This window comes from Streptomyces sp. NPDC042201 (assembly GCF_055582185.1).
On the sequence record NZ_JBVJDS010000003.1, the window covers coordinates 97,081 to 121,175 of the forward strand.

Below are 24,095 nucleotides of genomic sequence, written 5' to 3' on the forward strand. Positions count from 1 at the left end.
TGTGGGTTTCCCACGCTCCTGCCCAAGAGGGGTCCCACCGATGAGAAGTCCCGGGTTCCGCCGTACCTGTACCGCCGCCATAGCCTCCGCGCTGGCCCTCACTGGACTGGCCGCGTGCGGCTCGGACAGTGAGGACACCTCGGGGGGCAAGACGCGTATCACCGTGAACTGCATGCCTCCGAAGAGTGCCAAGATCGACCGGCAGAGCTTCGAGGACGACATCAAGACGTTCGAGAAGGCGAACCCGGACATCGACGTCGTCGGTCACGACGCGTTCCCCTGCCAGGACCCCAAGACCTTCGACGCGAAGCTCGCCGGCGGCCAGATGGAAGACGTCTTCTACACGTACTTCACCGACGCCAAGCACGTCGTCGACATCAACCAGGCAGCGGACATCACGTCGTACGTGAAGGACATGCCGGGCTACGGCGACATCCAGCAGTCGCTGCGTGACGTCTACACCGTCGACGGCAAGGTCTACGGCGTCCCGCGCACCAACTACTCGATGGGCCTCCTCTACAACAAGAAGCTCTTCCAGCAGGCCGGCCTCGACCCCGACAAGCCGCCGGCCACCTGGGAAGAGGTCCGGGCCGCCGCCAAGAAGATCGCGGGCCTGGGCAAGGGCTACGTCGGATACGCCGACTACAGCGCCCAGAACCAGGGCGGCTGGCACTTCACCGCCGAGATGTACTCGCAGGGCGGCGACGTCGTCAGCCCGGACGGCAAGCAGTCCGCCGTCAACACCCCCGAGGGCAAGGCCGTCCTGCAGAACCTGAAGGACATGCGCTGGGGTGACAACTCCATGGGCACCAAGCAGCTGCTCATCCTCAACGACGTCCAGCAGATGATGGGCTCCGGCAAGCTCGGCATGTACATCTCCGCCCCGGACAATGTGCCGATCCTGGTCAAGGAGAAGGGCGGCAAGTACGAGGACCTGGCGCTCGCCCCGATGCCGGGCGGCAAGGGCACGCTCATCGGCGGCGACGGCTACATGTTCAGCAAGAAGGCCTCCCCGGAGCAGATCAAGGCCGGCCTGAAGTGGCTGGAGTACCAGACGAACGCCCCGGGCACCGGCCTCAACAACTGGAAGCGCGCCTCCGATCTGAAGGCCCCGGTCGGTCTCCCCGAGCCCCGGCTGTGGACCGGCGCCACCGACACCAAGGACCAGGCGCTGAGGAAGCAGTACGCCAACGTCCCGGTCGAGAACTACCAGGCCTTCCTCGACGGCAGCCAGCAGCTCACCGCGAAGCTGGAGCCGCCGAAGGCCCAGCAGATCTACTCGGTCCTCGACGGAGCGGTGTCCTCGGTCCTCACCAAGAAGGACGCCGACATCGACAAACTCCTGAAGGACGCGCAGACCAAGATCGACGGAATCCTGGCTCGAGGCTGACGTACCGATGAAAACTGCCCAGGCTCCCCAGCGGTCCGCCGCCGCGCCGCCCTCCACTCCAGGGCAGCGCCCGGCGGGCCGCGGGGGCCCCAGCCCCTTCCGCCGCAAGCTGTCCCATCAGGTGCGTGCCTACGGCTTCCTGATCGGCGGCCTGATCTGCTTCGCGCTGTTCTCCTGGTACCCGGCGATCCGCGCGGTGATCATCGCCTTCCAGAAGTACACCCCCGGATCAGCTCCGGAATGGGTGGGGACCGCCAACTTCACTCAGGTCTTCCAAGACCCGGAGTTCGGGGCGGCCTGGCGCAACACCCTCACCTTCACGCTGATCGCCCTGCTGATCGGCTTCGCGGTGCCGTTCGTGATGGCGCTCGTCCTCAACGAGCTGCGGCACGCGAAGTCGTTCTTCCGGGTGGTCGTCTACCTCCCGGTGATGATCCCGCCGGTGGTCAGCGCCCTGCTGTGGAAGTGGTTCTACGATCCGGGCGCCGGCCTCGCCAACGAAGGGCTGCGCTTCCTCCATCTGCCCACGTCGAACTGGACCAACGGCGCGGACACCGCCCTTCTCTCCCTCGTCATCGTCGCCACCTGGGCGAACATGGGTGGCACGGTCCTCATCTATCTCGCCGCGCTCCAGGGCATCCCGGGGGAGCTGTACGAGGCGGCGGAGCTGGACGGCGCCAACATCCTGCAGCGCGTGCGCCATGTGACGATCCCGCAGACCCGCTTCATCATCCTGATGCTGATGCTGCTGCAGATCATCGCCACGATGCAGGTCTTCACCGAACCCTTCGTGATCACCGGCGGCGGACCGGAGAACTCCACCGTCACGATCCTCTATCTCATCTACAAATACGCCTTCCTCTACAACGACTTCGGCGGGGCCTGCGCCCTGAGCGTGATGCTGCTGATCGTGCTCAGCCTCTTCTCCGCCCTCTATCTGCGGCTCACCCGCACCGACGACTGAGAGGAGCGCAGCGCCATGACCCAGATCGCGCCGCCTCCCCGGCAGGCACCGCCCGCGGCCGCCGAGGCCACCGGCAAGAAAGCGGACAGCCAGGCCGTACGCACGCTCGTGTCCCCGCTCACGCTCGCGAGCGCCCGGGGCAGGACGCTCTACTGGATCGTCTTCAGCGGTGTCGTCCTCGCCTTCGTGCTGGCCTTCCTGTTCCCCGTGTACTGGATGGCCTCAGGCGCCATGAAGTCCCCGGACGAACTGGTGCAGACGCCGCCGACACTGATCCCCGAGACCTGGCACTTCAGCGCGTACACCGACGCGTGGGACCTGATGCAGCTCCCCACGCATCTGTGGAACACGGTGGTACAGGCCGCCGGTGCCTGGATCCTCCAGCTCGTCTTCTGTACGGCCGCGGCCTACGCCCTCTCCAAGCTGAAGCCCGCCTTCGGGAAGGTGATCCTGGGCGGCATCCTGGCCACCCTGATGGTCCCGGCCCAGGCGCTCCTCGTACCGAAGTACCTGACCATCGCCGATCTGCCGCTGATCCACGTCAGCCTGCTCAACGATCCGCTGGGCATCTGGCTGCCGGCCGTCGCCAACGCCTTCAACCTCTATCTGCTCAAACGGTTCTTCGACCAGATACCCCGCGATGTGCTGGAGGCCGCCGAGATCGACGGCGCCGGAAGGTTCCGTACCCTCTGGTCGATCCTGCTGCCCATGTCCCGGCCGGTCCTCGGCGTGGTGTCGATCTTCGCGCTGGTCGCCGTCTGGCAGGACTTCCTCTGGCCGCTGATGGTCTTCCCGGACACCGAGAAGCAGCCCATCAGCGTCGCGCTGGTCCAGCTGTCGCAGAACATCCCGCTGTCCGTACTGATCGCCGCCATGGTGATCGCCAGTATCCCGATGGTCGGGATGTTCCTGGTGTTCCAGCGGCACATCATCGCCGGCATCAGCGCCGGGAGCACCAAGGGCTGACCAGCTACCCGCCGGCCCTCCCGACGTCCGGCCGAACACCCTGCGCACCGCCGCCACCTGAATCAGTCCCCGCTGTGGGGCGGCGGTGCGCAGCTCACGAACCACCCTCGCCTCGTCACGGAAGGCACCGCCGTGAGGGCCACCGCAGCAGCCCGAAAGGAACATCGCATGGAAGGCAGCCCTCTGGAGCCCGCCGACACGAATTGGTGGCGGGACGCCGCCATCTACCAGATCTACGTACGCAGCTTCGCCGACGGTGACGGAGACGGCACCGGAGATCTCGCGGGTGTACGGGCCAAGCTGCCGTATCTCGTGGAACTGGGCGTGGACGCCCTCTGGTTCACCCCCTGGTATCTCTCGCCCCTCGCCGACGGCGGCTACGACGTGGCGGACTACCGCACGATCGACCCGGCCTTCGGCACCCTGGCCGAGGCCGAGAAGCTCATCGCCGAGGCGCGCGAGCTGGGCATCCGTACGATCATCGACGTCGTGCCCAATCATGTCTCCGACCGGCACGCGTGGTTCAAGGCGGCGCTGGCCGCCGGCTCCGGCAGCGCCGAGCGCGAACTGTTCCACTTCAGGACCGGGCGCGGTGAGAACGGCGAGATCCCGCCGAACGACTGGATCTCCGAGTTCGGCGGTACGCCCTGGACCCGTCTCGACGACGGCGAGTGGTATCTGCATCTCTTCGCCCCGGAGCAGCCCGACCTCAACTGGGCCCATCCCGCGGTGCGCCAGGAGCACGAGGACGTGCTGCGCTTCTGGTTCGAGCGCGGTGTCGCCGGCGTACGGATCGACTCGGCCGCGCTGCTCGCCAAGGACCCGGCCCTGCCGGACTTCACCGCGGGCCGCGACCCGCATCCGTATGTCGACCTGGACGAGCTGCACGACATCTACCGCTCCTGGCGTGCCATTGCCGATGAGTACGACGCCATCTACGTCGGCGAGGTGTGGCTGCCCGACACCGAGCGCTTTGTCCGCTATCTGCGGCCGGACGAGCTGCACACCGCGTTCAACTTCAACTTTCTCGCCTGTCCCTGGGACGCGGGTCTGCTGCGGACCGCGATCGACGAGACGGTCGCCGAGCACGCGCCGGTCGGCGCCCCCGCCACCTGGGTGCTCTGCAACCACGATGTGACGCGCACGGTCACCCGCTACGGGCGTGAGGCCACCGGCTTCGACTTCGCGGCCAAGGCCTTCGGCACCCCGACGGATCCGGAGCTCGGTACCCGTCGCGCCCGCGCCGCCGCGCTGCTCTCGCTGGCGCTCCCGGGCGCCGTGTACCTCTACCAGGGCGAGGAGCTGGGCCTTCCGGAAGTAGAGATTCCGCTCGACCGGATCCAGGACCCGATGCACTTCCGCTCCGGTGGTACGGACCCGGGCCGCGACGGCTGCCGGGTGCCGCTGCCGTGGACGGCGGACGCGCCGTACGCCGGTTTCGGCTCCGGCACCGAACCGTGGCTTCCGCAGCCGGCGTCCTGGCCCTCGTACGCCGCCGACCTGCAGTCGGACGATCCGGCCTCGATGCTCACCCTCTACCGCGAGGCCCTGCGGCTGCGCCGTACCGAACCCGGCTTCGGGGACGGGCCGATGAACTGGCTGGAGGCCGCTCCCGGGGTACTGTCCTTCGCCCGCACCGGGGACGCAGGCGGTCTGGTCTGTGTGGTCAATTTCGCCGGTGAACCGGCGGAGCTCCCCGGTCACGCCCATGTCCTGCTCACCAGTGGCCCGCTGGACGGTGACGGACGGCTTCCGCAGGACACGGCGGCCTGGTTGCGGACCTGATCTAGGCCGCCGGCCTTTCAACTCTTCCTCTTTCTCTTCCATGCCCCGGGGGTGCGTGGCAGCGTCTCTGACAACGCTGTCGCGCACGGCCCCGGCCCCCCACGGCGGCCTTCTCGGCCCGCCGGCAGACCACTCGCCGTCCGCGCGAGTCGGAGGCACAGGCCTCCATACCCCTCCCCCCACAGGAAGGTGCAGGACCCGCACATGAATACGCATGTCAGGCGCATGACAATAGCTCTCTCCACCGCGGTAGCGGTCGCCTCGACGGGGCTCGTCCTCGTCGCCCCCACGGCGACCGCGGCGGCAGCGGCCGGCGCGAACCTCCCCTTCAGGTCCGTCGAAGCGGAGAGCGCCACCACGAACGGCTCCACGATCGGCCCCGACTACACGCAGGGCACGCTCGCCTCCGAGGCGTCGGGACGCCGGGCGGTCCAGCTGAACGCCGGCCAGAGCGTCGAGTTCACCCTCCCCGCGGCCGCCAACGCCGTGAACCTCGCGTACAGCGTCCCCGACGGTCAGTCGGGCACCCTCGCCGTGTACATCGACGGGCAGAAGATCGACAAGACGCTCGCCGTCACGTCCAAGTACTCCTACGTCGACACCCCCTGGATCGCCGGCGCCAAGACGCACCATCTCTTCGACAACACGCGCGTGCTGCTCGGCCGGGACCTGCCGGCCGGCGCCAAGGTGAAGTTCGAGGCGACCATCCCGACCGCCGTCGACGTGGCCGACTTCGAGCAGGTCGCGGGCGCCGCCCAGGCCCCGCCCGGCGCGGTCTCGGTGGTCGACAAGGGCGCGGACCCCAGCGGCGCGGGCGACTCCACCCAGGCGTTCCGCGACGCCATCAGCGCGGCCAGGGGCGGCGTGGTCTGGATCCCGCCGGGCGACTACAAGCTGACCCAGTCGCTGAGCAATGTGGACAATGTCGAGATCAGGGGCGCGGGCAACTGGCACTCGGTGGTGCACAGTTCGCGCTTCATCGACCAGTCAGGCGCACCGACCGGCAAGGTGGGGCTCCATGATTTCGCCGTCTTCGGCGAGGTCACCGAGCGCGTCGACAACAACCCCGACAACTTCGTCAACGGCTCGCTCGGTCCGAACTCGTCCGTGTCCGGGGTGTGGATCCAGCATCTCAAGGTCGGCTTCTGGCTGATGGGGAACAACGACAACCTCGTGGTGGAGAACAACCGCATTCTCGACACGACGGCCGACGGCCTCAACCTCAACGGCACCGCCAACGGTGTCCAGGTGCGCAACAACTTCCTGCGCAACAACGGTGACGATGCCCTCGCCATGTGGTCGCTCAATACGACCAACAGCTCCAGCACCTTTGCCAACAACACGATCTCGCAGCCGAACCTGGCCAACGGGATCGCGATCTACGGTGGCCGCGACATCACGGTCAAGGACAACCTGGTGCAGGACACCAATGCCCTGGGCAGCGGTATCGCGATCTCCAACCAGAAGTTCGCCGATCCGTTCTTCCCGCTGGCCGGCACCATCACGGTCTCGGGCAACACCCTCGTCCGCACCGGCGCGATCAACCCCAACTGGGGTCATCCGATGGGGGCGCTGCGCGTCGACGCGTACGACAGCTCCATCGACGCGAACGTCAACATCACCGACACCACCTTCACCGACAGCCCCTACAGCGCCTTCGAATTCGTCTCCGGCAGCGGTACGGGCAAGGCCGTCCAGAACGTGACCGTCGACCGCGCCACGATCGACGGAGCGGGCACGGTCGCGGTCCAGGCGGAGACCCCGGGGTCGGCGAAGTTCAGCAACGTCCAGGCCTCGGGCCTCGGCGCCGCCGGAATCTACAACTGCCCGTTCCCGGGAGGCAGCGGCACCTTCGCGGTCACCGACGGCGGCGGCAACTCCGGCTGGGACACCGTCTGGAACGACTGCAACAGCTGGCCGCAGCCCGCGGCCGCGGCGAGCGGAAAGCAGGCGGCGGACCGCCGCTGAGCGTCCGGCGTTACGGGGGCCTCGCCCGCTCAGCGCTCTGCCCGCCCGGGGCACGGCCCTGGGCGGGCGGGGCCCCTGCGGTACGTGCCCGACCTGTCCGGGTCCGGGCCGGAAGGACCGGACCCGGACAGGTCGTGGACAGGGCCCGTCAGTGCGCGGGCCCGGCCAGTACATCGACCGGCGAGGCGAACGGCGTACCGGAACCGTCCCGGCGCGGGTCGGGCTCCGGCAGTTCCACCGGTGTGCCGTTCTTCTGCGCCGCGCGCGCCGGGCTCGCCCCCGCCCAGGCCAGGACCAGCATGTCCTCGCCCTTCAGGAACCGCTGACAGCGCACCCCGCCCGTCGCCCTGCCCTTGCGCGGGTACTGGTCGAACGGGGTGAGCTTCGCCGTACGCACCGAGTCGTCCAGCGTGCCGTGCGAGCCGGAGACCGTGAAGACCACTCCGTCCGCCGCCGGATCCACCGCCGTGAAGGAGATCACCGTGGCGTCGTCCGCCAGCTTGATCCCCGTCATACCGCCCGCCGGCCGGCCCTGCGGCCGTACATGCGAGGCCTGGTAGCGCAGCAGTTGGGCGTCGGAGGTGATGAAGACGAGATCCTCCTCGCCCGTCCGCAGCTCCGCGCCACCGACGATCCGGTCACCCTCCTTGAGGGAGATGACCTCCAGCTCGCCCTTGTTGGCCGGATAGTCGGGCACCACGCGCTTGACGACGCCCTGGAGCGTGCCCAGCGCGAGCCCCGGGGACGACTCGTCGAGCGTGGTGAGACAGACCAGCGACTCGTCCCCCTCCAGCGCGAGGAACTCGGAGACCGGCGCCCCGCCCGACAAATTCGGCGCCGAGGCGGTGTCCGGCAGCTGCGGCAGGTCGATCACCGCGATCCGCAGCAGCCGCCCGGTGGACGTCACCGCGCCGATGTCGCCCCGCGCCGTCGCCGGCACCGCCGAGACGATCACATCGTGCTTGACGCGCTTGCCGTCGCCACCCTCCAGCGGGGAGCCGTTGACCGTACGGGCCAGCAGACCGGTCGAGGAGAGCAGCACCCGGCACGGATCGTCCGCGACCTCCAGCGGCACCGACGCCGCCACGGAACCCGAGGACTCCAGCAGCACCGTGCGCCGCGCGGTGCCGAACTTCTTCGCCACCGCGGCCAGTTCGGACGAGACCAGCTTGCGCAGCTCGGTGTCCGAGTCCAGGATCCCGGTCAGCTCGTCGATCTCGCCGTTGAGCCGGTCGCGCTCGCTCTCCAGCTCGATCCGGTCGAACCGGGTGAGCCGGCGCAGCGGCGTGTCCAGGATGTACTGGGTCTGGATGTCGCTCAGCGAGAAGCGCTCGATGAGCCGCTCCTTGGCCTGGGCGGAGTTGTCGCTCGACCGGATCAGCTGGATGACCTCGTCGATGTCGATGAGCGCGACGAGCAGCCCCTCGACCAGGTGCAGCCGGTCACGCCGCTTCGTCCGCCGGAACTCGCTGCGGCGGCGCACCACCGTGAACCGGTGGTCGAGATAGACCTCCAGCAGCTCCTTCAGCCCCAGCGTCAGCGGCTGCCCGTCCACCAGCGCCACATTGTTGATACCGAAGGTCTCCTCCATCGGCGTCAGCTTGTAGAGCTGCTCGAGCACGGCCTCGGGCACGAAACCGTTCTTGACCTCGATGACCAGACGCAGGCCGTGCGCGCGGTCCGTGAGGTCCTTGACATCCGCGATGCCCTGGAGCTTCTTGGCGGAGACCAGGTCCTTGATCTTCGCGATGACTTTCTCGGGGCCGACCGTGAAGGGCAGCTCCGTGATGACCAGGCCCTTGCGGCGCGCGGTGACATCCTCCACCGTCACGGTGGCGCGGATCTTGAAGGTGCCCCGGCCCTTCTCGTAGGCGTCCTTGATGCCGGTCAGGCCGACGATCCGGCCACCGGTCGGCAGATCGGGGCCCGGCACGAAACGCATCAGCGTCTCCAGGTCCGCGCCCGGGTGCTTGATCAGATGGCGTGCGGCCGCCACGACCTCACCGAGATTGTGCGGCGGCATGTTCGTCGCCATGCCGACCGCGATCCCGGAGGCGCCGTTGACCAGCAGATTCGGATACGCGGCGGGAAGTGTGACCGGTTCCCGCTCCTGGCCGTCGTAATTCGGCTCGAAATCGACGGTGTCCTCGTCGATCGACTCCGTCATCAGTGACGTGGCGTCCGCCATCCGGCACTCTGTGTACCGCATGGCGGCCGGCGGGTCGTCGTTGCCGAGCGAGCCGAAGTTGCCATGTCCGTCGACGAGAGGCAGTCGCATCGAGAACGGCTGTGCCATCCGGACGAGGGCGTCATAGATCGACGCGTCGCCGTGCGGATGCAGCTTTCCCATCACCTCGCCGACGACACGCGCGCACTTCACATAGCCGCGGTCGGGGCGCAGGCCCATCTCGTTCATCTGGTACACGATGCGGCGGTGCACCGGCTTCATACCGTCACGGGCGTCCGGCAGGGCCCGGGAATAGATCACCGAGTACGCGTACTCGAGGAAGGAGCCCTGCATTTCATCGACCACGTCGATGTCGAGGATCTTCTCCTCGAAGTCCTCCGGCGGCGGGGTCTTCGTGCTGCGGCGGGCCATCGCTGCTGCGGCTCCTTCACAGGTTCTGTACGGCAACTTCTGGAACTGACGCGGACCATTGTGGACCGAGCCGCTGACACCGCCGACCTCGACCCGTCGTTGAGCGTGTGCGGCACGGGAACTTCGCCAGGTGTCAGCACGCTTGCATACAGTGGCAGGACTTCTCCATATCGCGATCGAAGGGACGTACATGCCCATGGGTCACACGGCCACAGCGCAGGCCGGTTCCGGCGGCCTGACAGCGACAGAGCACCGGCTGGCCAACGGCCTGCGCGTGGTCCTCTCCGAGGATCACCTGACCCCGGTCGCCGCGGTCTGCCTCTGGTACGACGTCGGCTCACGCCATGAGGTCAAGGGCCGTACGGGCCTCGCCCACCTCTTCGAGCACCTGATGTTCCAGGGCTCGGCGCAGGTGCCGGGGAACGGCCACTTCGAACTGGTTCAGGGCGCCGGCGGCTCCCTGAACGGCACGACCAGCTTCGAGCGCACCAACTATTTCGAGACGATGCCCACCCACCAGCTGGAGCTGGCGCTCTGGCTGGAAGCCGACCGGATGGGCTCCCTGCTCGCCGCGCTCGACGACCAGTCCATGGAGAACCAGCGGGACGTCGTCAAGAACGAGCGCCGCCAGCGGTACGACAACGTGCCCTACGGTACGGCCTTCGAGCGGCTGACCGCACTGGCGTACCCCGAGGGCCACCCCTACCACCACACCCCCATCGGGTCGATGGCAGACCTGGACGCCGCGACGCTGGAGGACGCCCGCGCGTTCTTCCGTACGAACTACGCGCCGAACAACGCGGTGCTGTCGGTCGTCGGCGACATCGACCCCGAGCAGACGCTCGCCTGGGTCGAGAAGTACTTCGGCTCGATCCCGTCCCACGACGGCAAGAACCCGCCGCGTGACGGCACGCTCCCCGACGTCATCGGCCAGGAGCTGCGCGAGGAGATCCACGAGGAGGTCCCGGCGCGCGCGCTGATGGCCGCCTACCGGCTGCCGCAGGACGGCACCCGCGAGTGCGACGCCGCCGACCTGGCGCTCACCGTCCTCGGCGGCGGCGAGTCCTCCCGCCTGCACAACCGTCTGGTGCGCCGGGACCGGACCGCGGTCGCCGCGGGCTTCGGGCTGCTGCGGCTGGCCGGCGCACCCTCGCTCGGCTGGCTGGACGTGAAGACGTCCGGTGGCGTCGAGGTCCCGCAGATCGAGGCCGCGGTCGACGAGGAGCTGGCCCGCCTCGCCGCCGAGGGCCCGACCGCGGAGGAGATGGAGCGGGCGCAGGCCCAGTTGGAGCGCGAGTGGCTCGACCGGCTCGGCACCGTCGCGGGCCGCGCCGACGAACTGTGCAGGTTCGCCGTGCTGTTCGGTGACCCGCAGCTGGCGCTGACCGCCGTGACGCGCGTGCTGGACATCACCGCGGACGAGGTGCGGGCGGTCGCCGCGGCGCGGCTGCGCCCGGACAACAGGGCGGTGCTGGTGTACGAACCGGTGACCGCCGAGGACACGGCCGCCGACGAGACCGACGAGCACGAGGGGGCGGACCAGTGACCGACGCTGCCGTGACCATGGACTTCCACCCGCAGCCGACCGCCGGCGAGGCCAGGCCCTGGGCCTTCCCGGCCCCCGAGCGTGGGGCGCTGCCCAACGGCCTGACGGTGCTGCGCTGCCACCGCCCCGGCCAGCAGGTGGTGGCCGTCGAGATCAATCTCGACGCCCCGCTGGACGCCGAGCCCGAGGGGCTCGACGGCATCGCCACGATCATGGCGCGCGCCTTCTCCGAAGGCACCGACAAGCGCAGCGCCGAGGAGTTCGCCGCCGAGCTGGAGCGCTGCGGCGCCACGCTCGACGCGCACGCCGACCACCCGGGCGTACGGATCTCCCTGGAGGTCCCCGTCTCCCGGCTGCCCAAGGCGCTCGGGCTGCTCGCCGAGGCGCTGCGCGCCCCCGCCTTCGCGGACAGCGAGGTCGAGCGGCTGGTACGCAACCGGCTCGACGAGATCCCGCACGAGACCGCCAACCCGGGCCGCCGCGCCGCCAAGCAGCTCTCCAAGGAGCTGTTCCCCGCCTCCTCGCGCATGTCCCGGCCGCGCCAGGGCACCGAGGAGACGGTGGAGCGGATCGACGCCGCGGGCGTGCGCTCCTTCTACGAGGCGCACGTACGCCCCGCCACGGCCACCGCGGTGGTCGTCGGTGACCTCACCGGGGTCGATCTGGACGCGGTGCTCGCCGACACCCTCGGCGACTGGACCGGCAACACCGCCGCTCCCCGTCCGATGCCGCCCATCACGGCCGACGACACGGGCCGCGTGGTGATCGTGGACCGGCCGGGCGCGGTACAGACCCAGCTGCTGATCGGCCGTATCGGCGCCGACCGGCACGACCGGGTCTGGCCGGCCCAGGTGCTGGGCACGTACTGCCTGGGCGGCACCCTCACCTCCCGGCTCGACCGGGTGCTGCGCGAGGAGAAGGGCTACACCTACGGCGTGCGGTCCTTCGGCCAGGTGCTGCGCTCCTCGGCGCCGTCCGCCCCGGGCGGGGCGACGGGCGCCGCGATGCTCGCCATCAGCGGCTCCGTGGACACCGCGTCCACGGGCCCGGCGCTGGAGGACCTCTGGAAGGTGCTGCGCACCCTCGCGGCGGAGGGCCTCACCGACGCCGAGCGCGATGTGGCCGTCCAGAATCTGGTGGGCGTCGCACCGCTGAAGTACGAGACGGCGGCGTCCGTCGCGGGCACGCTGGCCGACCAGGTCGAGCAGTTCCTCCCGGACGACTTCCAGGCGCAGTTGTACGCGCGGCTGGCCGAGACGGGCACCGTCGAGGCGACGGCCGCCGCGGTCAACGCCTTCCCGGTGGACCGGCTCGTCACGGTCCTCGTCGGGGACGCCGCGCAGATCAAGGAGCCGGTCGCGGCTCTGGGCATCGGTGACGTGACGGTGGTCACCGGCTGATCCCGCCGTGAGAGGAGCCCCGGCGACGCCGTCGCCGGGGCTCTCTTATGTCCCTTTTATTGGAGAGATCGCCTATCTGCCCTGTGGTGTGCGCTACAAAGGGGCCTGTCTGTTTGGTGATTGAAAGACGGCCCGCTTAGCGTCGGTCCGGCTGTTCGCCAGTTACGCCGTATTCGCGGCATCGGGCAGCCATCGCCGAGTCCCCGTCAGGCGCGAGCCTGGGGAGCCGGGGACCCACACGCAGTCCCTGGGGTGAATCGGACACCTTCGCGCTCACCCGTGCGGAGGAGTCCGTAGGAGACCTTCCTGCTCCGAACCCGTCAGCTAACCCGGTAGGCGAGAAGGAAGGAAAGGACCAGCCACTTCATGGCGTTCACCCGTGCCACCGGGAAGCATCGTGCCCGGAGCCGAACGACCCGCAGGGGCGCGCGTATCGCAGGCTTCGCGACCCTCACCGCCACCGGCGTCATCGGCACTCTGGCCGCCCCGGCGCACGCCGCCGGTACGGACGTCCCGTCAGGCCGCCAGGGCGGCCAGGACCGGGCCATCGTCATCGACGACTCCCTCGCCGGAGTGATCGAGGCCCAGGCCGAGGCGCAGCACCGGGCCGCCGCCCTGGCCAGGGCGGAAGCCGACGCCAGGGCCGCGGCGAAGGCCAAGGCGGAAGCCAGGGCCAAGGAGATCCGCGAGGAGGAGGAGCGCGCCGCCCGCGCCGCCGAGCGCAAGCGTCTCAACTCCTTCCGGCTGCCGCTCGCCGGCTCGTACGTCACCACCGGCTATCAGTCCGGCGGCTCCCTGTGGTCCTCCGGCAGCCACTCGGGCATCGACTTCCGCGCCGCGACCGGCAGTTCGGTCGTGGCCGTGGGCACGGGCACCGTCGTCGAGGCCGGCTGGGGCGGCTCGTACGGCAACAACATCGTCCTCCGGATGAACGACGGCACGTACACGCAGTACGGCCATCTCTCCTCGGTCGGCGTCTCGGTCGGCCAGTCCGTCACCCCCGGGCAGCGGATCGGCCTGTCCGGCGCGACCGGCAACGTCACCGGACCGCACCTCCACTTCGAGGCCCGGACGAGCCCGGACTACGGCTCCGACATCGACCCCGTCGCGTATCTGCGCGCGCACGGCGTGAGCCTCTGACCGTCCGGACCGCTCCGGTCCCGCTTTGTCCGCCCGAAGGCCCCGGCTGCCCGCCGGGGCCTTCCGCGTCCGCCCGGCTGCCGCGGCCAAGAGATATCCAACGATTCCGGGCACCCATCGGAAATTCGCGTGCATTGCAATAGAGTCACGGAACAGGTGTCGATCGGCAGCGTTTCGCGCGGATTAAAGCGGAGGTTTGAACATGCGCATTCCCGCGCACTCGGTATGCACAGCGATCCGTGACGACATCATCTCCGGTGTATTCGAGCGGGGCGGCCGGCTCACCGAGGAGCAGCTCGCGCGGCGCTACGGGGTCTCCCGCGTCCCGGTGCGCGAAGCCCTGCGCACCCTGGAGTCGGAGGGCTTCGTGACGACCCGCCGCCATGTCGGCGCGTGTGTGGCCGAGCCCTCGGACCAGGAGGCGGCGGATCTCCTCGATGTGCGGCTGCTGCTGGAACCGCTGGGTGCGGCGCGCGCCGCCCAGCGTCGTACGGAAGCCCATCTCAAGGTGCTCCGCGGCCTGGTCAGGCTGGGCCAGGAGCGGGCCCGCCGGGGCCAGGGCGAGGATCTGCGCTCGCTCGGCGCCTGGTTCCACGAGACCCTCGCCCAGGCCTCGGGGAGCCCCGCGCTCACCGCTCCGCTCACCCAGCTGAGACACAAGATCGCCTGGATGTACACCGTCGAGCAGCCCGCCCATCCGGTGGAGTCCTGGGCGGAGCACGGCGCGATCGTGGACGCGGTGGCGCGCGGCGACGCGGAGCGCGCCCGGGCGCTGACGGCGCTGCACGCGGAGCGGACCGCGGGGGTGCACCGGCTGCGGCGCCCCGAGCGCGGCCGGGAAAAGATGAGGGCTTCGCAACATGATGTAAACACCGCGAGTGCCCGCACTTAACAATCGCGCCGTATACAAAGAAGAGAATTCCGCAGGACCTGTTTTCTGCTGCCCGCACGAAATAAACAGAGCCGCGGTGGGCTGAATTCAGCGCATCGCGGCTCTGTCATGGAAATGTTCCGTACGGGCCCGGCCGTCCGGGAAAATCGGCGTCAGACGGTCTCGGGAAGCTCGTCCAGCCCTTCGGCGACCAGCCTCGCCAGCCGGTCCAGAGCGACATCGGCGCCGTCCGCCTCGGAAGCGAGCACGATCTCCTCGCCGCCCTGCGCGCCCAGGCCGAGCACCGCGAGCATGGACGCGGCGTTGACCGGGTTGCCGTCGGCCTTCGCGATCGTCACGGCGACGCCGGTGGCCGTGGCGGCACGGACGAAGATGGAGGCGGGGCGGGCGTGCAGGCCCTCGGCCCAGCCGACGTTGACGCGGCGCTCAGCCATGGTGTTGCCCTTCAAGTCTCATGATGTTGTCTAGACCAGTCTCTCATGTGCCGCGGAGTACGTTCCTGCTGACCCCGGACCCCTGTCCGGCCGCCGATCGGCTCCCCCAGAGTGCCTCAGAGTGGCCTGGCGCATCCACCGCCGCGACCCGCGCGTGCGCCAGGGGCCCGCGCCGTAGGCTTGGGTCATGGAGACCCCGCCGGACCACGCGTACCCCGGTCACTGGGAAGCAGACGTGGTGCTGCGTGACGGAGGCACCGCCCGGATCAGGCCCATCACCACCGGGGACGCCGAGCGGCTGGTCAGCTTCTACGAGCAGGTCTCGGACGAGTCGAAGTACTACCGGTTCTTCGCCCCTTACCCGCGGCTCTCCGACAAGGACGTCCACCGGTTCACCCACCACGACTACGTGGACCGGGTGGGGCTCGCGGTGACGGTGGGCGGGGAGTTCATCGCCACCGTGCGCTACGACCGGATCGACGGACGCGGCCGGCCGGCCTCCACGCCCGCCGACGAGGCCGAGGTCGCGTTCCTCGTCCAGGACGCCCACCAGGGGCGCGGTATCGCCTCTGCCCTCCTGGAACACATCGCGGCGGTCGCCCGGGAGCGGGGTATCCGTCGTTTCGCCGCCGAGGTGCTGCCCGCCAACAACAAGATGATCAAGGTGTTCCGGGACGCCGGCTTCACCCAGAAACGCAGCTTCGAGGACGGGTCCGTACACCTCACCCTCGACCTCGAACCCACCGTCGAGTCCCTCGCCGTGCAGCGCGGCCGCGAACAGCGCGCCGAGGCGCGCTCCGTGCAGCGGCTCCTCACGCCGGGGTCGGTCGCCGTGGTCGGTACCGGCCGCGCGCCCGGCGGCGTCGGCCGCACCGTCCTGCGCAATCTGCTCGACGCCGGCTTCACCGGCCGTACGTACGCGGTGAACCGCGCCTTCGCCCCGGACCTCCGCGAGATCGACGGCGTCCCCGCCGTGCGCTCCGTCGCGGAGATCGGCGAGCCCGTCGACCTCGCGGTCCTCGCCGTCCCCGCGCAGCGGGTGCCGGAAGCCGTCGCGGACTGCGGTGAACACGGCGTCCAGGGAGTGGTCGTCCTCTCCTCCGGCTACGCGGAGAGCGGCGCCGAAGGCCGGGAGCGCCAGCGCGAACTGGTGCGGCAGGCCCGCTCGTACGGGATGCGCATCGTCGGTCCCAACGCCTTCGGGATCATCAACACGGCAGGCGCCGTCCGGCTGAACGCGTCCCTCGCGCCCGAGCCGCCCGACCGGGGGCGCATCGGTCTCTTCACACAGTCGGGCGCGATCGGCATCGCCCTGCTCTCCGGCCTCTACCGGCGCGGCGCGGGCCTGTCGTCGTTCATCTCGGCGGGCAACCGCGCGGACGTCTCCGGCAACGACTTCCTCCAGTACTGCTACGAGGACCCGGGCACCGATGTCGTCCTGCTCTACCTCGAATCGATCGGCAACCCACGGAAGTTCACCCGGCTCGCCCGGCGTACGGCGGCGGTGAAGCCGGTCGTGGTCGTCAAGGGCGCCCGCCACAGCGGCAGCGCGCCGCCGGGGCACGCGGTCCCCGTCACCCGCATCCCGGACGCCACCGTCTCCGCGCTGATGAGCCAGGCCGGGGTGATCCGCGTCGACACGGTCACCGAACTGGTCGACGCCGGCCTGCTGCTCGCCTCCCAGCCGCTTCCGGCAGGACCGCGCGTCGCGATCCTCGGCAACTCCGAGTCCCTCGGCCTCCTCACCTACGACGCCTGCCTCGCGGAGGGCCTGCGCCCCCTCCCGCCCCTCGACCTCACGACCGCCGCGCACCCGGCGGACTTCAGCGCCGCCCTCACGACGGCCCTGTCCGACCCCGCCTGCGACGCGGTCGTCGTCACGGCGATTCCCCGCGTGGGCGAGACGGGCTCGATGGATCCCACCGACGGCGGCGCCCTGGGCACCGCCCTCCGTGAAGCGGCGGCGAGGGGTCCGGCCAAGCCGGTCGCGGTGGTCCATGTGGAGATCGGCGGTCTGGCGGAGGCGCTGGCGGCGGCGACGCACACCGCGGACAGGGCCCGCACAGCACCGCGATCCGGCGCCCTGCCCCGTACGGAACCGGGATCCGGCGTCCTGCCCGGCACGTCCGCCCCGTCGGACGGTGACGGTGCGTGGCATGTCTCCGCCGCCACGAGCGTCGCGCCGCTGACCGACCTTTCCGGCGCTCCGGGTACGGAGCCCGTTCTCGGGGACGACCAGCAGGATCCCCGCCCCGCCCCGCCGGGCGACAGCCCGGGGCACGCGTCCGAGGGCGCGGGAGCCGTCCCCGCCACCGCGGGCGCCCCGCGGGCGGTCGACGTCTCCGGCGCACCGGGTGAGGAGTCGGGCGCCGGGAGCGGATCCGGCGCGGCGCCCGCGGAGCCCGAGGCGCGAGCGGAGGCCCGGCCCGGCGCCGACGAGGTCCCCGCCTCCGGAACCCCCGCCCCCGGACCCGGGCGCGTTCCCGCGTATCCCGCCGCCGAGCGGGCCGTCCGGGCGCTCGCCGAAGCCGTCACCTACGCGCAGTGGCGGCGCCAGGCAGCCGAGCCGGGGAAGGTGCCCGAGTACGAGGACATCGACGAGGGCGGCGCCGCCGCGCTGATCGACAGGCTGCTCGGCGGGACGGCCGATCCCCACGGTGTGCCCCTCGCCGCCGACGACGCGCGGGAACTCCTCGCCCGGTACGGCATCTCCGTACGGCCGACCCTGCCCGCGCCAGGACCCGACGCCGCCGTCGGCGCGGCGGCCCGGCTCGGTTATCCCGTCGCGCTGAAGACGACCGCGCCCCATCTGCGGCACCGCGCCGACCTCGGAGGCGTACGGCTCGACCTCGCCGACGAGGCGCAACTGCGCCTCGCCTACCGCGAGCTGACCGAGCAGCTCGGCGCCCCCGCCGAGCTGCGGCCCGTCGTCCAGGCCATGGCCCCGCGCGGCGTGGACACCGTCGTACGGGCCGCCATCGACGCCGCCGCCGGAGCGGTCCTCTCCTTCGGACTCGCGGGCGCGCCCTCCGAGCTGCTCGGTGACCTCGCCCACCGGCTCGTCCCCGCCACCGACCGGGACGCCGCCGAGCTGATCAGATCCATCCGGACGGCTCCGCTCCTGTTCGGCTGGCGCGGCTCCGCACCCGTCGACACCCCTGCCCTGGAAGAGCTGCTCCTGCGGGTGTCCCGGCTGGTCCACGACCATCCCGAGGTCGTCTCCGTCACCCTGGAGCCCGTCGTCGTCGCCACGCACGGACTCTCCGTCCTCGGCGCCGGCGTCCGGCTGGCGCCGCCCCCCGCCCGCGACGACCTCGGCCCGCGCCGTCTCCCGAGCTACTGAGCGGCCGCACAAGCCAGCCACCGAACGCCTGCGGGAGCGTCTCCGGCAGCCATCCGGCCACCGTAGGATGGAGCCCATGGCGAAGACCGGTACGACGACCCAGGGGCTGCGCACGGCGATCGAGCGCAGCGGCTACTACCCGGCTCTCGTGGCCGAGGCGGTGGAGGCCGCTGTCGGTGGCGAGCAGATCGGGTCGTACCTGGTGCACCAGGAGACCACGTTCGACGCCAACGAGGTGCGCCGGCATGTCACCGTCCTCGTGCTGACTGCCCACCGCTTCATCGTCAGCCACACCGACGAGCAGACCGCCGACTCCAGCTCCCCGACCCCGTACGCCACCACCTCCACCGAGTCGGTCAAGCTCGACCGGATCTCCTCGGTCGTGGTCAGCCGCGTCGTCGCCAACCCGGAGTCGTACACCCCCGGCACACTGCCGCGCGAGGTCGTCCTCACCATCGGCTGGGGCGCCGTCTCCCGGATCGATCTGGAGCCCGCCGCCTGCGGCGACACCAACTGCGAGGCGGACCACGGCTACACCGGCAGCTCCACCGCCGACGACCTGAGCCTGCGCGTCAGCGAGGCCGGCGACGGCCCGGACGCCGTCCGCCAGACGCTCGCGTTCGCCCAGGCCCTCTCAGAAGCCACCGCGGCCACCGCGGCGCCCGGCCGCTGATGGCAGCCGAGCCCCTCTGGCAGGACACCGTCCCGCTCGCCCTCGACACCGCGCCGCTGCCCGAGTACGGCAGCGGCTCGCTCGCCGACCTGCTGCCCACGCTCGCGGCCGGCCAGGGCGTACCGAACCTGACCGCTGCCATCCCGGAGCTGACCCCCGCCGACCGGAACTGCGTCTTTCTGATCGACGGCCTCGGCTGGGAGCAGATCAAGGCCCATCCGGACGAAGCGCCCTATCTCACTTCGCTGCTCGGCAGTTCGCGCGGCTTCACCGGCCGCCCCCTCACCACCGGCTTCCCCGCCACCACCGCGACCTCCCTCGCCTCCGTCGGTACGGGCCTGCCGCCCGCCAGGCACGGCCTGCCCGGCTACACCGTCCGCGACCCCGCGACCGGCGCGCTGATGAACCAGCTGCGCTGGAAGCCCTGGACCGCGCCGCACGTCTGGCAGCCGTACCCCACCGTCTTCCAGCTCGCCGACGCGGCGGGCGTCCACACCGCGCAGGTGTCCTCCCCGACCTTCGCGCACACCCCGCTCACCAAGGTCGCGCTCAGCGGCGGTTCCTTCCTCGGCCGGCTCTCCGGCGAGGAGCGCATGGACCTGGCCGCCGAGCAACTCGCCGCGGGGGACAGGTCGCTGGTCTACACGTACTACAGCGAGGTCGACGGCAAGGGCCATCGCTTCGGCGTCGACTCCGACGCCTGGCGCGGCCAGCTCATGTACGTCGACCGGCTCGTCCAGCGCCTCGCCGAGCAACTGCCGCCCCGCGCCGTCCTCTACGTCACCGCCGACCACGGCATGATCGACATCCCCTTCGACGAGCAGTCGCGCATCGACTTCGACGAGGACTGGGAACTGCGCGCCGGGGTCGCCCTGCTGGGCGGCGAGGGCCGGGCCCGCCACGTCTACGCGGTGCCGGGCGCCGCCGCCGATGTCCTCACCGTCTGGCGCGAGGTGCTCGGCGAGCAGTTCTGGGTGGCGAGCAGGGACGAGGCGATCAGCGCGGGCTGGTTCGGCCCGCCCGGAACGATGGACGAGCGGGTGTACGGACGGATCGGCGACGTCGTCGCCGCGGCCCACGACGATGTGGTGATCACCGCCTCCGTCCAGGAGCCGCACGAGTCGGCGATGGTCGGGATGCACGGCTCGATGACCCCCGTCGAGCAGCTCGTCCCGCTCCTCGAAGTACGCTCCTAGCGGGTCGAGCAGCTCGTCCCGCTCCTCGACGTACGCTCCTAGCCGCCTCGCGCCATCCCGATCGCGACTCCCTTCGCGCAGCCACGACCCGAAAGGCCGTCACCCCCCGATGCCAGAGCTGGTGTTCTTCTCCGGAACGATGGACTGCGGAAAGAGCACCCTCGCTCTTCAGATCGAGCACAACCGCTCCGCGCGCGGACTTCAGGGCATGATCTTCACGCGTGACGACCGGGCCGGCGAGGGCAAGCTCTCCTCCCGCCTCGGCCTGGTCACCGACGCCGTCGAGGCCCCCCAGGACTTCGACTTCTACGCGTATCTCGTCGACCGGCTCTCGAAGGGCGGCCGTTGCGACTACGTCATCGCCGACGAGGCGCAGTTTCTGGCCCCCGGCCAGGTCGACCAGCTCGCCCGCGTCGTGGACGACCTGGAGCTGGATGTCTTCACCTTCGGTATCACCACCGACTTCCGCTCGAAGCTCTTCCCCGGTTCGCAGCGGCTCGTGGAGCTGGCCGACCGGGTCGAGGTCCTGCAGGTGGAGGCGCTCTGCTGGTGCGGCGCCCGGGCCACGCACAACGCGCGGACGATAGGCGGCGCCATGGTGGTCGAGGGCGCCCAGGTCGTCGTCGGGGACGTCCATCAGTCCGGGGACGAGGTCGGGTACGAGGTGCTGTGCCGGCGCCATCACCGGCGCCGGATGACCGCGGCCTCCGCCCGGGCGGCCACGCTCTCGCCGGACGTGCTGCCCGTCGAGGTCAGTGATCGGCCGACCGTACGATCGTGAAGACCGCGCCCTCCGGGTCCGCGACCGTCGCGAGCCGCCCGTTCGCACTCTCCCGCGGCGACTGGAGCACATGTCCGCCCAGCTCGGTCACCAGCCGCGCGGCGGCATCGGTGTCGTCCACCTCGAAGTAGGTCATCCAGTGCGCGCCCCGGTCGCGGGCGAGGGCCCGGCCCACCCCGTGCAGGGAGGCCACCGGGCGTCCCTCCAGGCGCAGCGTCAGAAAGTCGAAGTCGGCGGAGACGACCGGCTCCACGTCATAGTCGAAGAGCGCCTCGTAGAACTTGCCGACCGCGGACGTCTCGCGCGTGATCAGCTCGTTCCACACCGGTGTGCCATGGGCCCCGGCCACCGCCGTTCCGACGTGCGCCGCGGCCTGCCAGATCCCGAAGACCGCGCCCGTGGGGTCCGAGGCTATGGCCATCCGGCCCGCCTCGGCCGCGTCCAGCGGCCCGACGCCGACCGTACCGCCGCGGCTTCTGATCGTATCGGCGGTCGTATCGGCGTCGTCCGTCGCCAGATAGGTCGTCCAGGCGATCGGGAGATGGCGGTCGGGCGGCAGCTGACCGATGCCCGCGATCTCCTTGCCGTCGAGCGTGCCGCGGACATACGGTCCGAGCTGCTGCGGTCCCGGGTGGAAGTCCCAGCCGAACAGCGCTCCGTAGAACTCCTCGGTCGCGGCAAGGCCGTGCACCATCAGACTCACCCAGCAGGGTGTGCCGGGTGTGCGCCGGATCGGTGCCTCGGTCATCGTCACTCTCTCCTCCGACCATCGGGGCGGCCGTGCGGGGGGCCGGGCGCGCGACCCCGAGTGGAACGGCCGTGCGCCGGAGCAGATGCTCGCACCCGCCGGCGCGCGGCGCTGCCCGGCCGCGCCGCTCTTGGCGTGATCTCGATTCGGTGTTTACCACCCTTTTTTCGGCCGTTATGGGCAGGGCGGAGCGTACGGGAGGATGGCACCCATGACAGCCATCATCACCGCAGCCGAACTCGCCAGCGAGTCGGCCGGGCCGCGCCGGCCCGTGCTGCTCGACGTCCGCTGGCGGCTGGGCGGGCCTCCCGGCCGCCCGGAGTACGAGGCCGGGCATCTGCCGGACGCCGTCTATGTCGACCTCGACACGGAACTCGCCGGTCCGCCCGGCGCGGGCGGCCGGCACCCGCTGCCGGACGTGGCGGCCTTCGGCGCGGTGATGCGTCGCGCCGGTGTCTCCCGGAACACGCAGGTGGTGGTGTACGACGGCGGCCAGGGCTGGGCGGCGGCCCGTGCCTGGTGGCTGCTGCGCTGGACGGGCCACGCGGACGTCCGGGTCCTGGACGGCGGCCTCGCCGGCTGGCCCGGTCCGCTCTCCACACGGACCCCCACCCCGGCGGCGGGCGATTTCGACCCCGTCCCCGGCTCCCTCCCGCTGCTGGACGCGGACGGCGCGGCGGCGCTGGCCCGCGACGGTCTGCTGCTGGACGCGCGGGCGGCCGAGCGCTATCGCGGCGATGTCGAACCGATCGACCGGATCGGCGGCCATATCCCGGGCGCCGTCTCCGCCCCTACAACGGAAAATGTGGCTGAAAACGGCAGCTTCCTCGCGCCCGGGACGCTCGCCTCCCGCTTTGCCGGGCTCGGCGCCACGGACGACACCCAGGAGATCGGCGTCTACTGCGGCTCGGGTGTCTCCGGAGCCCACCAGGTCCTCGCCCTGGAGATCGCCGGCTACCGGGGAGCGCTGTACGCGGGCTCCTGGTCCGAGTGGTCCGCGGACGAGTCCCGCCCGGTCGCCAAGGGCCCCGACCCGCAGTAGAGCGCCCGGCGGGGCGACCCGCGCTCATGGCGGAGGGGCCCGTACGCGCACGGCGTGCGGGCCCCTCCGTTCCGTCGTACGGAGCTACTCCTGCTTCTTGCGGCGCGTACCGAACACGATCTCGTCCCAGCTCGGCACCGCGGCGCGGCGGCCCGGGCGCACGCCGTCCGCCTCCGCCTGCCGGTCCGTCGTGCCCGTGAGCCGGTCCCGGTGACCGGTCACCGACCGGGGCATCAGCACATCCGCGTACGCCGACCCGGCGCCGGCCGAGGCGGCGGGCGCGATCGGCTCCTCGGCGTCGGGGTCCTCCGCCGGATCGATACCCGGCGGCTCCGGCGGCGCGGGCCGCTCGGGTACCACCATGTCGCCCCGGAAGCTCGGCACCGCCTCCAGCAGGCTGGTCAGGGAGTCCCGCTCGCTGGTCTCGTCGGACTCGGGCAGCGCGGGCCGCTCCAGCTGACGGTCGAGGGAACGGTCCAGCGGACGGTCGCGCGGCAGCCGCGCGATCCGCGGAACGAACGGAAAGCTCGGTTCCTGGGTGGTGACCGTGTCGTCGGTGTCACCGATCAGCGCGCGCGCCTCGTCGTCGACGGCCTGGACGAGCCGCCGCGGCGGGTCGTACGTCCAGCTCGCCGAATGCGGCTCGCCCGCGACCCGGTAGACCAGCAGGACCTCCCACGTGCCGTCGTCACGGCGCCAGGAGTCCCACTGCACGGTGTCCTTCTCGGCGCCGCGCAGCGTCAGCCGCTCCTGCACCGCCTCGCCGAGCTGGGGGCCCGCGTTCTCGCCGGGGCGGCGCACCGCGGTCTTCCTGGCACGCTCGGCCATGAAGGCGCGCTCGGCGAGCACAGGACCCTCGAAGCGCCGGACCCGGTCGACGGGGATCCCGGCGAACTGGGCGACCTCCTCGGCGGAGGCACCGGCACGTATACGGGCCTGGATGTCGCGCGGCCTGAGGTGGCTCTCCACCTCGATCTCGATCTGACCGAGACGGGCACGGTCGTTGCGCACGGCGGCGCGCAGCCGCTCGTCGATCGGAAGCGTGTATTCCGTGCTGTCGGCAGCCTTGAGCACCAGTCGTGTGCCGTCGTTTGAGACGGCCACGACACGCAGTTCGGGCATGGGAACCTCCCGGGTGGTGCCTGCCGACGTCACGTGCGTCGCTGCTTCCGCTAGTCGAGTGTGGCGTGCCCGGGTGCAGCCTGCCACAACATTGCCGTGTTGCCCG

The 24,095-nt window shown here is 70.8% G+C and carries 17 protein-coding genes, 1 pseudogene and 1 riboswitch; of the genes and pseudogenes, 14 read left to right on the forward strand and 4 right to left on the reverse strand.

Annotated features, from left to right (window positions below):
- The first annotated feature begins 40 nt into the window (after window positions 1–40).
- From ACZ6MZ_RS07955 to ACZ6MZ_RS07975, 5 genes and pseudogenes are all read left to right on the forward strand, one after another.
- The gene (locus tag ACZ6MZ_RS07955; RefSeq protein WP_389782479.1) at window positions 41–1,390 is read left to right on the forward strand and encodes an ABC transporter substrate-binding protein; all 1,350 of its coding nucleotides are present in this window, start codon (window positions 41–43) and stop codon (window positions 1,388–1,390) included.
- A 7-nt stretch (window positions 1,391–1,397) separates the two neighbouring features.
- Window positions 1,398–2,354: a carbohydrate ABC transporter permease gene (locus tag ACZ6MZ_RS07960; RefSeq protein WP_384188383.1), complete on the forward strand. Its 957-nt coding sequence runs from the start codon at window positions 1,398–1,400 to the stop codon at window positions 2,352–2,354.
- Between the two features lie 15 nt (window positions 2,355–2,369).
- Window positions 2,370–3,320 carry a carbohydrate ABC transporter permease gene (locus ACZ6MZ_RS07965; protein ID WP_384188381.1) on the forward strand — a complete coding sequence of 317 codons (951 nt, stop codon included), beginning with the start codon at window positions 2,370–2,372 and terminating at the stop codon, window positions 3,318–3,320.
- Window positions 3,321–3,488: 168 nt separating this feature from the next.
- Window positions 3,489–5,105, forward strand: a complete 1,617-nt coding sequence (locus tag ACZ6MZ_RS07970) for a glycoside hydrolase family 13 protein (protein WP_469350483.1) — start codon at window positions 3,489–3,491, stop codon at window positions 5,103–5,105.
- A gap of 204 nt (window positions 5,106–5,309) precedes the next feature.
- Window positions 5,310–7,031, forward strand: a pseudogene (locus tag ACZ6MZ_RS07975) (glycosyl hydrolase family 28-related protein); the annotation flags it as partial.
- Window positions 7,032–7,221: 190 nt separating this feature from the next.
- On the opposite strand, the gene ACZ6MZ_RS07980 reads toward ACZ6MZ_RS07975, so the two are convergent.
- Window positions 7,222–9,672, reverse strand: coding sequence for a DNA gyrase/topoisomerase IV subunit A (locus ACZ6MZ_RS07980; RefSeq protein ID WP_469350484.1), 2,451 nt, complete (start codon window positions 9,670–9,672; stop codon window positions 7,222–7,224).
- A 190-nt stretch (window positions 9,673–9,862) separates the two neighbouring features.
- Between ACZ6MZ_RS07980 and ACZ6MZ_RS07985 the strand changes: the two genes are divergently transcribed.
- From ACZ6MZ_RS07985 to ACZ6MZ_RS08000, 4 genes are all read left to right on the forward strand, one after another.
- Entirely contained in the window at window positions 9,863–11,218 is a 1,356-nt protein-coding gene (locus ACZ6MZ_RS07985) for a M16 family metallopeptidase (RefSeq protein ID WP_469351102.1), read from the forward strand.
- 17 nt (window positions 11,219–11,235) lie between these two features.
- The gene (locus ACZ6MZ_RS07990) at window positions 11,236–12,618 is read left to right on the forward strand and encodes a M16 family metallopeptidase (RefSeq protein ID WP_389941274.1); all 1,383 of its coding nucleotides are present in this window, start codon (window positions 11,236–11,238) and stop codon (window positions 12,616–12,618) included.
- A gap of 183 nt (window positions 12,619–12,801) precedes the next feature.
- Window positions 12,802–12,971, forward strand: a riboswitch (cyclic di-AMP (ydaO/yuaA leader).
- Window positions 12,972–12,984: 13 nt separating this feature from the next.
- Window positions 12,985–13,758: a M23 family metallopeptidase gene (locus ACZ6MZ_RS07995; protein WP_469350486.1), complete on the forward strand. Its 774-nt coding sequence runs from the start codon at window positions 12,985–12,987 to the stop codon at window positions 13,756–13,758.
- A gap of 202 nt (window positions 13,759–13,960) precedes the next feature.
- Window positions 13,961–14,650 (forward strand): GntR family transcriptional regulator, encoded by a 690-nt coding sequence (locus ACZ6MZ_RS08000; RefSeq protein ID WP_384188374.1) that lies wholly within the window; start codon window positions 13,961–13,963, stop codon window positions 14,648–14,650.
- A gap of 152 nt (window positions 14,651–14,802) precedes the next feature.
- On the opposite strand, the gene ACZ6MZ_RS08005 is transcribed toward ACZ6MZ_RS08000, so the two are convergent.
- Window positions 14,803–15,084: an HPr family phosphocarrier protein gene (locus ACZ6MZ_RS08005; protein WP_384188372.1), complete on the reverse strand. Its 282-nt coding sequence runs from the start codon at window positions 15,082–15,084 to the stop codon at window positions 14,803–14,805.
- A 187-nt stretch (window positions 15,085–15,271) separates the two neighbouring features.
- Between ACZ6MZ_RS08005 and ACZ6MZ_RS08010 the strand changes: the two genes are divergently transcribed.
- The 4 genes from ACZ6MZ_RS08010 (at window position 15,272) to ACZ6MZ_RS08025 (ending at window position 21,077) form a co-directional block, all read left to right on the forward strand.
- Entirely contained in the window at window positions 15,272–18,427 is a 3,156-nt protein-coding gene (locus ACZ6MZ_RS08010) for a bifunctional acetate--CoA ligase family protein/GNAT family N-acetyltransferase (RefSeq protein ID WP_469350488.1), read from the forward strand.
- A 76-nt stretch (window positions 18,428–18,503) separates the two neighbouring features.
- Window positions 18,504–19,100: a DUF5998 family protein gene (locus ACZ6MZ_RS08015; protein ID WP_384188369.1), complete on the forward strand. Its 597-nt coding sequence runs from the start codon at window positions 18,504–18,506 to the stop codon at window positions 19,098–19,100.
- Entirely contained in the window at window positions 19,100–20,296 is a 1,197-nt protein-coding gene (locus tag ACZ6MZ_RS08020) for an alkaline phosphatase family protein (RefSeq protein WP_469350489.1), read from the forward strand. The genes ACZ6MZ_RS08015 and ACZ6MZ_RS08020 overlap by 1 nt, the downstream gene beginning before the upstream one ends.
- Before the next feature lie 109 nt (window positions 20,297–20,405).
- Window positions 20,406–21,077, forward strand: a complete 672-nt coding sequence (locus ACZ6MZ_RS08025) for a thymidine kinase (protein ID WP_384188367.1) — start codon at window positions 20,406–20,408, stop codon at window positions 21,075–21,077.
- Here the strand turns inward: ACZ6MZ_RS08025 and ACZ6MZ_RS08030 are convergent.
- Window positions 21,049–21,825, reverse strand: a complete 777-nt coding sequence (locus tag ACZ6MZ_RS08030; protein WP_469350490.1) for a VOC family protein — start codon at window positions 21,823–21,825, stop codon at window positions 21,049–21,051. The two genes, ACZ6MZ_RS08025 and ACZ6MZ_RS08030, sit on opposite strands and share 29 nt — an antisense overlap.
- 211 nt (window positions 21,826–22,036) lie before the next feature.
- On the opposite strand from ACZ6MZ_RS08030, the gene ACZ6MZ_RS08035 reads away from it, so the two are divergent.
- Window positions 22,037–22,867, forward strand: coding sequence for a sulfurtransferase (locus tag ACZ6MZ_RS08035; RefSeq protein ID WP_469350492.1), 831 nt, complete (start codon window positions 22,037–22,039; stop codon window positions 22,865–22,867).
- A gap of 84 nt (window positions 22,868–22,951) precedes the next feature.
- Here ACZ6MZ_RS08035 and sepH read toward each other — a convergent pair whose 3' ends face one another.
- Window positions 22,952–23,989, reverse strand: coding sequence for a septation protein SepH (gene sepH, locus ACZ6MZ_RS08040; protein WP_384188362.1), 1,038 nt, complete (start codon window positions 23,987–23,989; stop codon window positions 22,952–22,954).
- Between the last annotated feature and the right edge of the window lie 106 nt (window positions 23,990–24,095).

What these genes read in the sequence shown, in the direction of transcription:
- ACZ6MZ_RS08030 (WP_469350490.1), bottom strand. Translation starts at nt 21,825, where the DNA reads ATGACCGAGGCACCGATCCGGCGCACACCCGGCACACCCTGCTGGGTG.
- ACZ6MZ_RS08020 (WP_469350489.1), top strand. Translation starts at nt 19,100, where the DNA reads ATGGCAGCCGAGCCCCTCTGGCAGGACACCGTCCCGCTCGCCCTCGAC.
- ACZ6MZ_RS07980 (WP_469350484.1), bottom strand. Translation starts at nt 9,672, where the DNA reads ATGGCCCGCCGCAGCACGAAGACCCCGCCGCCGGAGGACTTCGAGGAG.
- ACZ6MZ_RS07955 (WP_389782479.1), top strand. Translation starts at nt 41, where the DNA reads ATGAGAAGTCCCGGGTTCCGCCGTACCTGTACCGCCGCCATAGCCTCC.
- ACZ6MZ_RS07960 (WP_384188383.1), top strand. Translation starts at nt 1,398, where the DNA reads ATGAAAACTGCCCAGGCTCCCCAGCGGTCCGCCGCCGCGCCGCCCTCC.
- ACZ6MZ_RS08015 (WP_384188369.1), top strand. Translation starts at nt 18,504, where the DNA reads ATGGCGAAGACCGGTACGACGACCCAGGGGCTGCGCACGGCGATCGAG.
- ACZ6MZ_RS07985 (WP_469351102.1), top strand. Translation starts at nt 9,863, where the DNA reads ATGCCCATGGGTCACACGGCCACAGCGCAGGCCGGTTCCGGCGGCCTG.
- ACZ6MZ_RS07990 (WP_389941274.1), top strand. Translation starts at nt 11,236, where the DNA reads ATGGACTTCCACCCGCAGCCGACCGCCGGCGAGGCCAGGCCCTGGGCC.
- ACZ6MZ_RS08035 (WP_469350492.1), top strand. Translation starts at nt 22,037, where the DNA reads ATGACAGCCATCATCACCGCAGCCGAACTCGCCAGCGAGTCGGCCGGG.
- ACZ6MZ_RS08005 (WP_384188372.1), bottom strand. Translation starts at nt 15,084, where the DNA reads ATGGCTGAGCGCCGCGTCAACGTCGGCTGGGCCGAGGGCCTGCACGCC.
- ACZ6MZ_RS07965 (WP_384188381.1), top strand. Translation starts at nt 2,370, where the DNA reads ATGACCCAGATCGCGCCGCCTCCCCGGCAGGCACCGCCCGCGGCCGCC.
- ACZ6MZ_RS08000 (WP_384188374.1), top strand. Translation starts at nt 13,961, where the DNA reads ATGCGCATTCCCGCGCACTCGGTATGCACAGCGATCCGTGACGACATC.
- ACZ6MZ_RS07995 (WP_469350486.1), top strand. Translation starts at nt 12,985, where the DNA reads ATGGCGTTCACCCGTGCCACCGGGAAGCATCGTGCCCGGAGCCGAACG.
- sepH (WP_384188362.1), bottom strand. Translation starts at nt 23,989, where the DNA reads ATGCCCGAACTGCGTGTCGTGGCCGTCTCAAACGACGGCACACGACTG.
- ACZ6MZ_RS08025 (WP_384188367.1), top strand. Translation starts at nt 20,406, where the DNA reads ATGCCAGAGCTGGTGTTCTTCTCCGGAACGATGGACTGCGGAAAGAGC.
- ACZ6MZ_RS07970 (WP_469350483.1), top strand. Translation starts at nt 3,489, where the DNA reads ATGGAAGGCAGCCCTCTGGAGCCCGCCGACACGAATTGGTGGCGGGAC.
- ACZ6MZ_RS08010 (WP_469350488.1), top strand. Translation starts at nt 15,272, where the DNA reads ATGGAGACCCCGCCGGACCACGCGTACCCCGGTCACTGGGAAGCAGAC.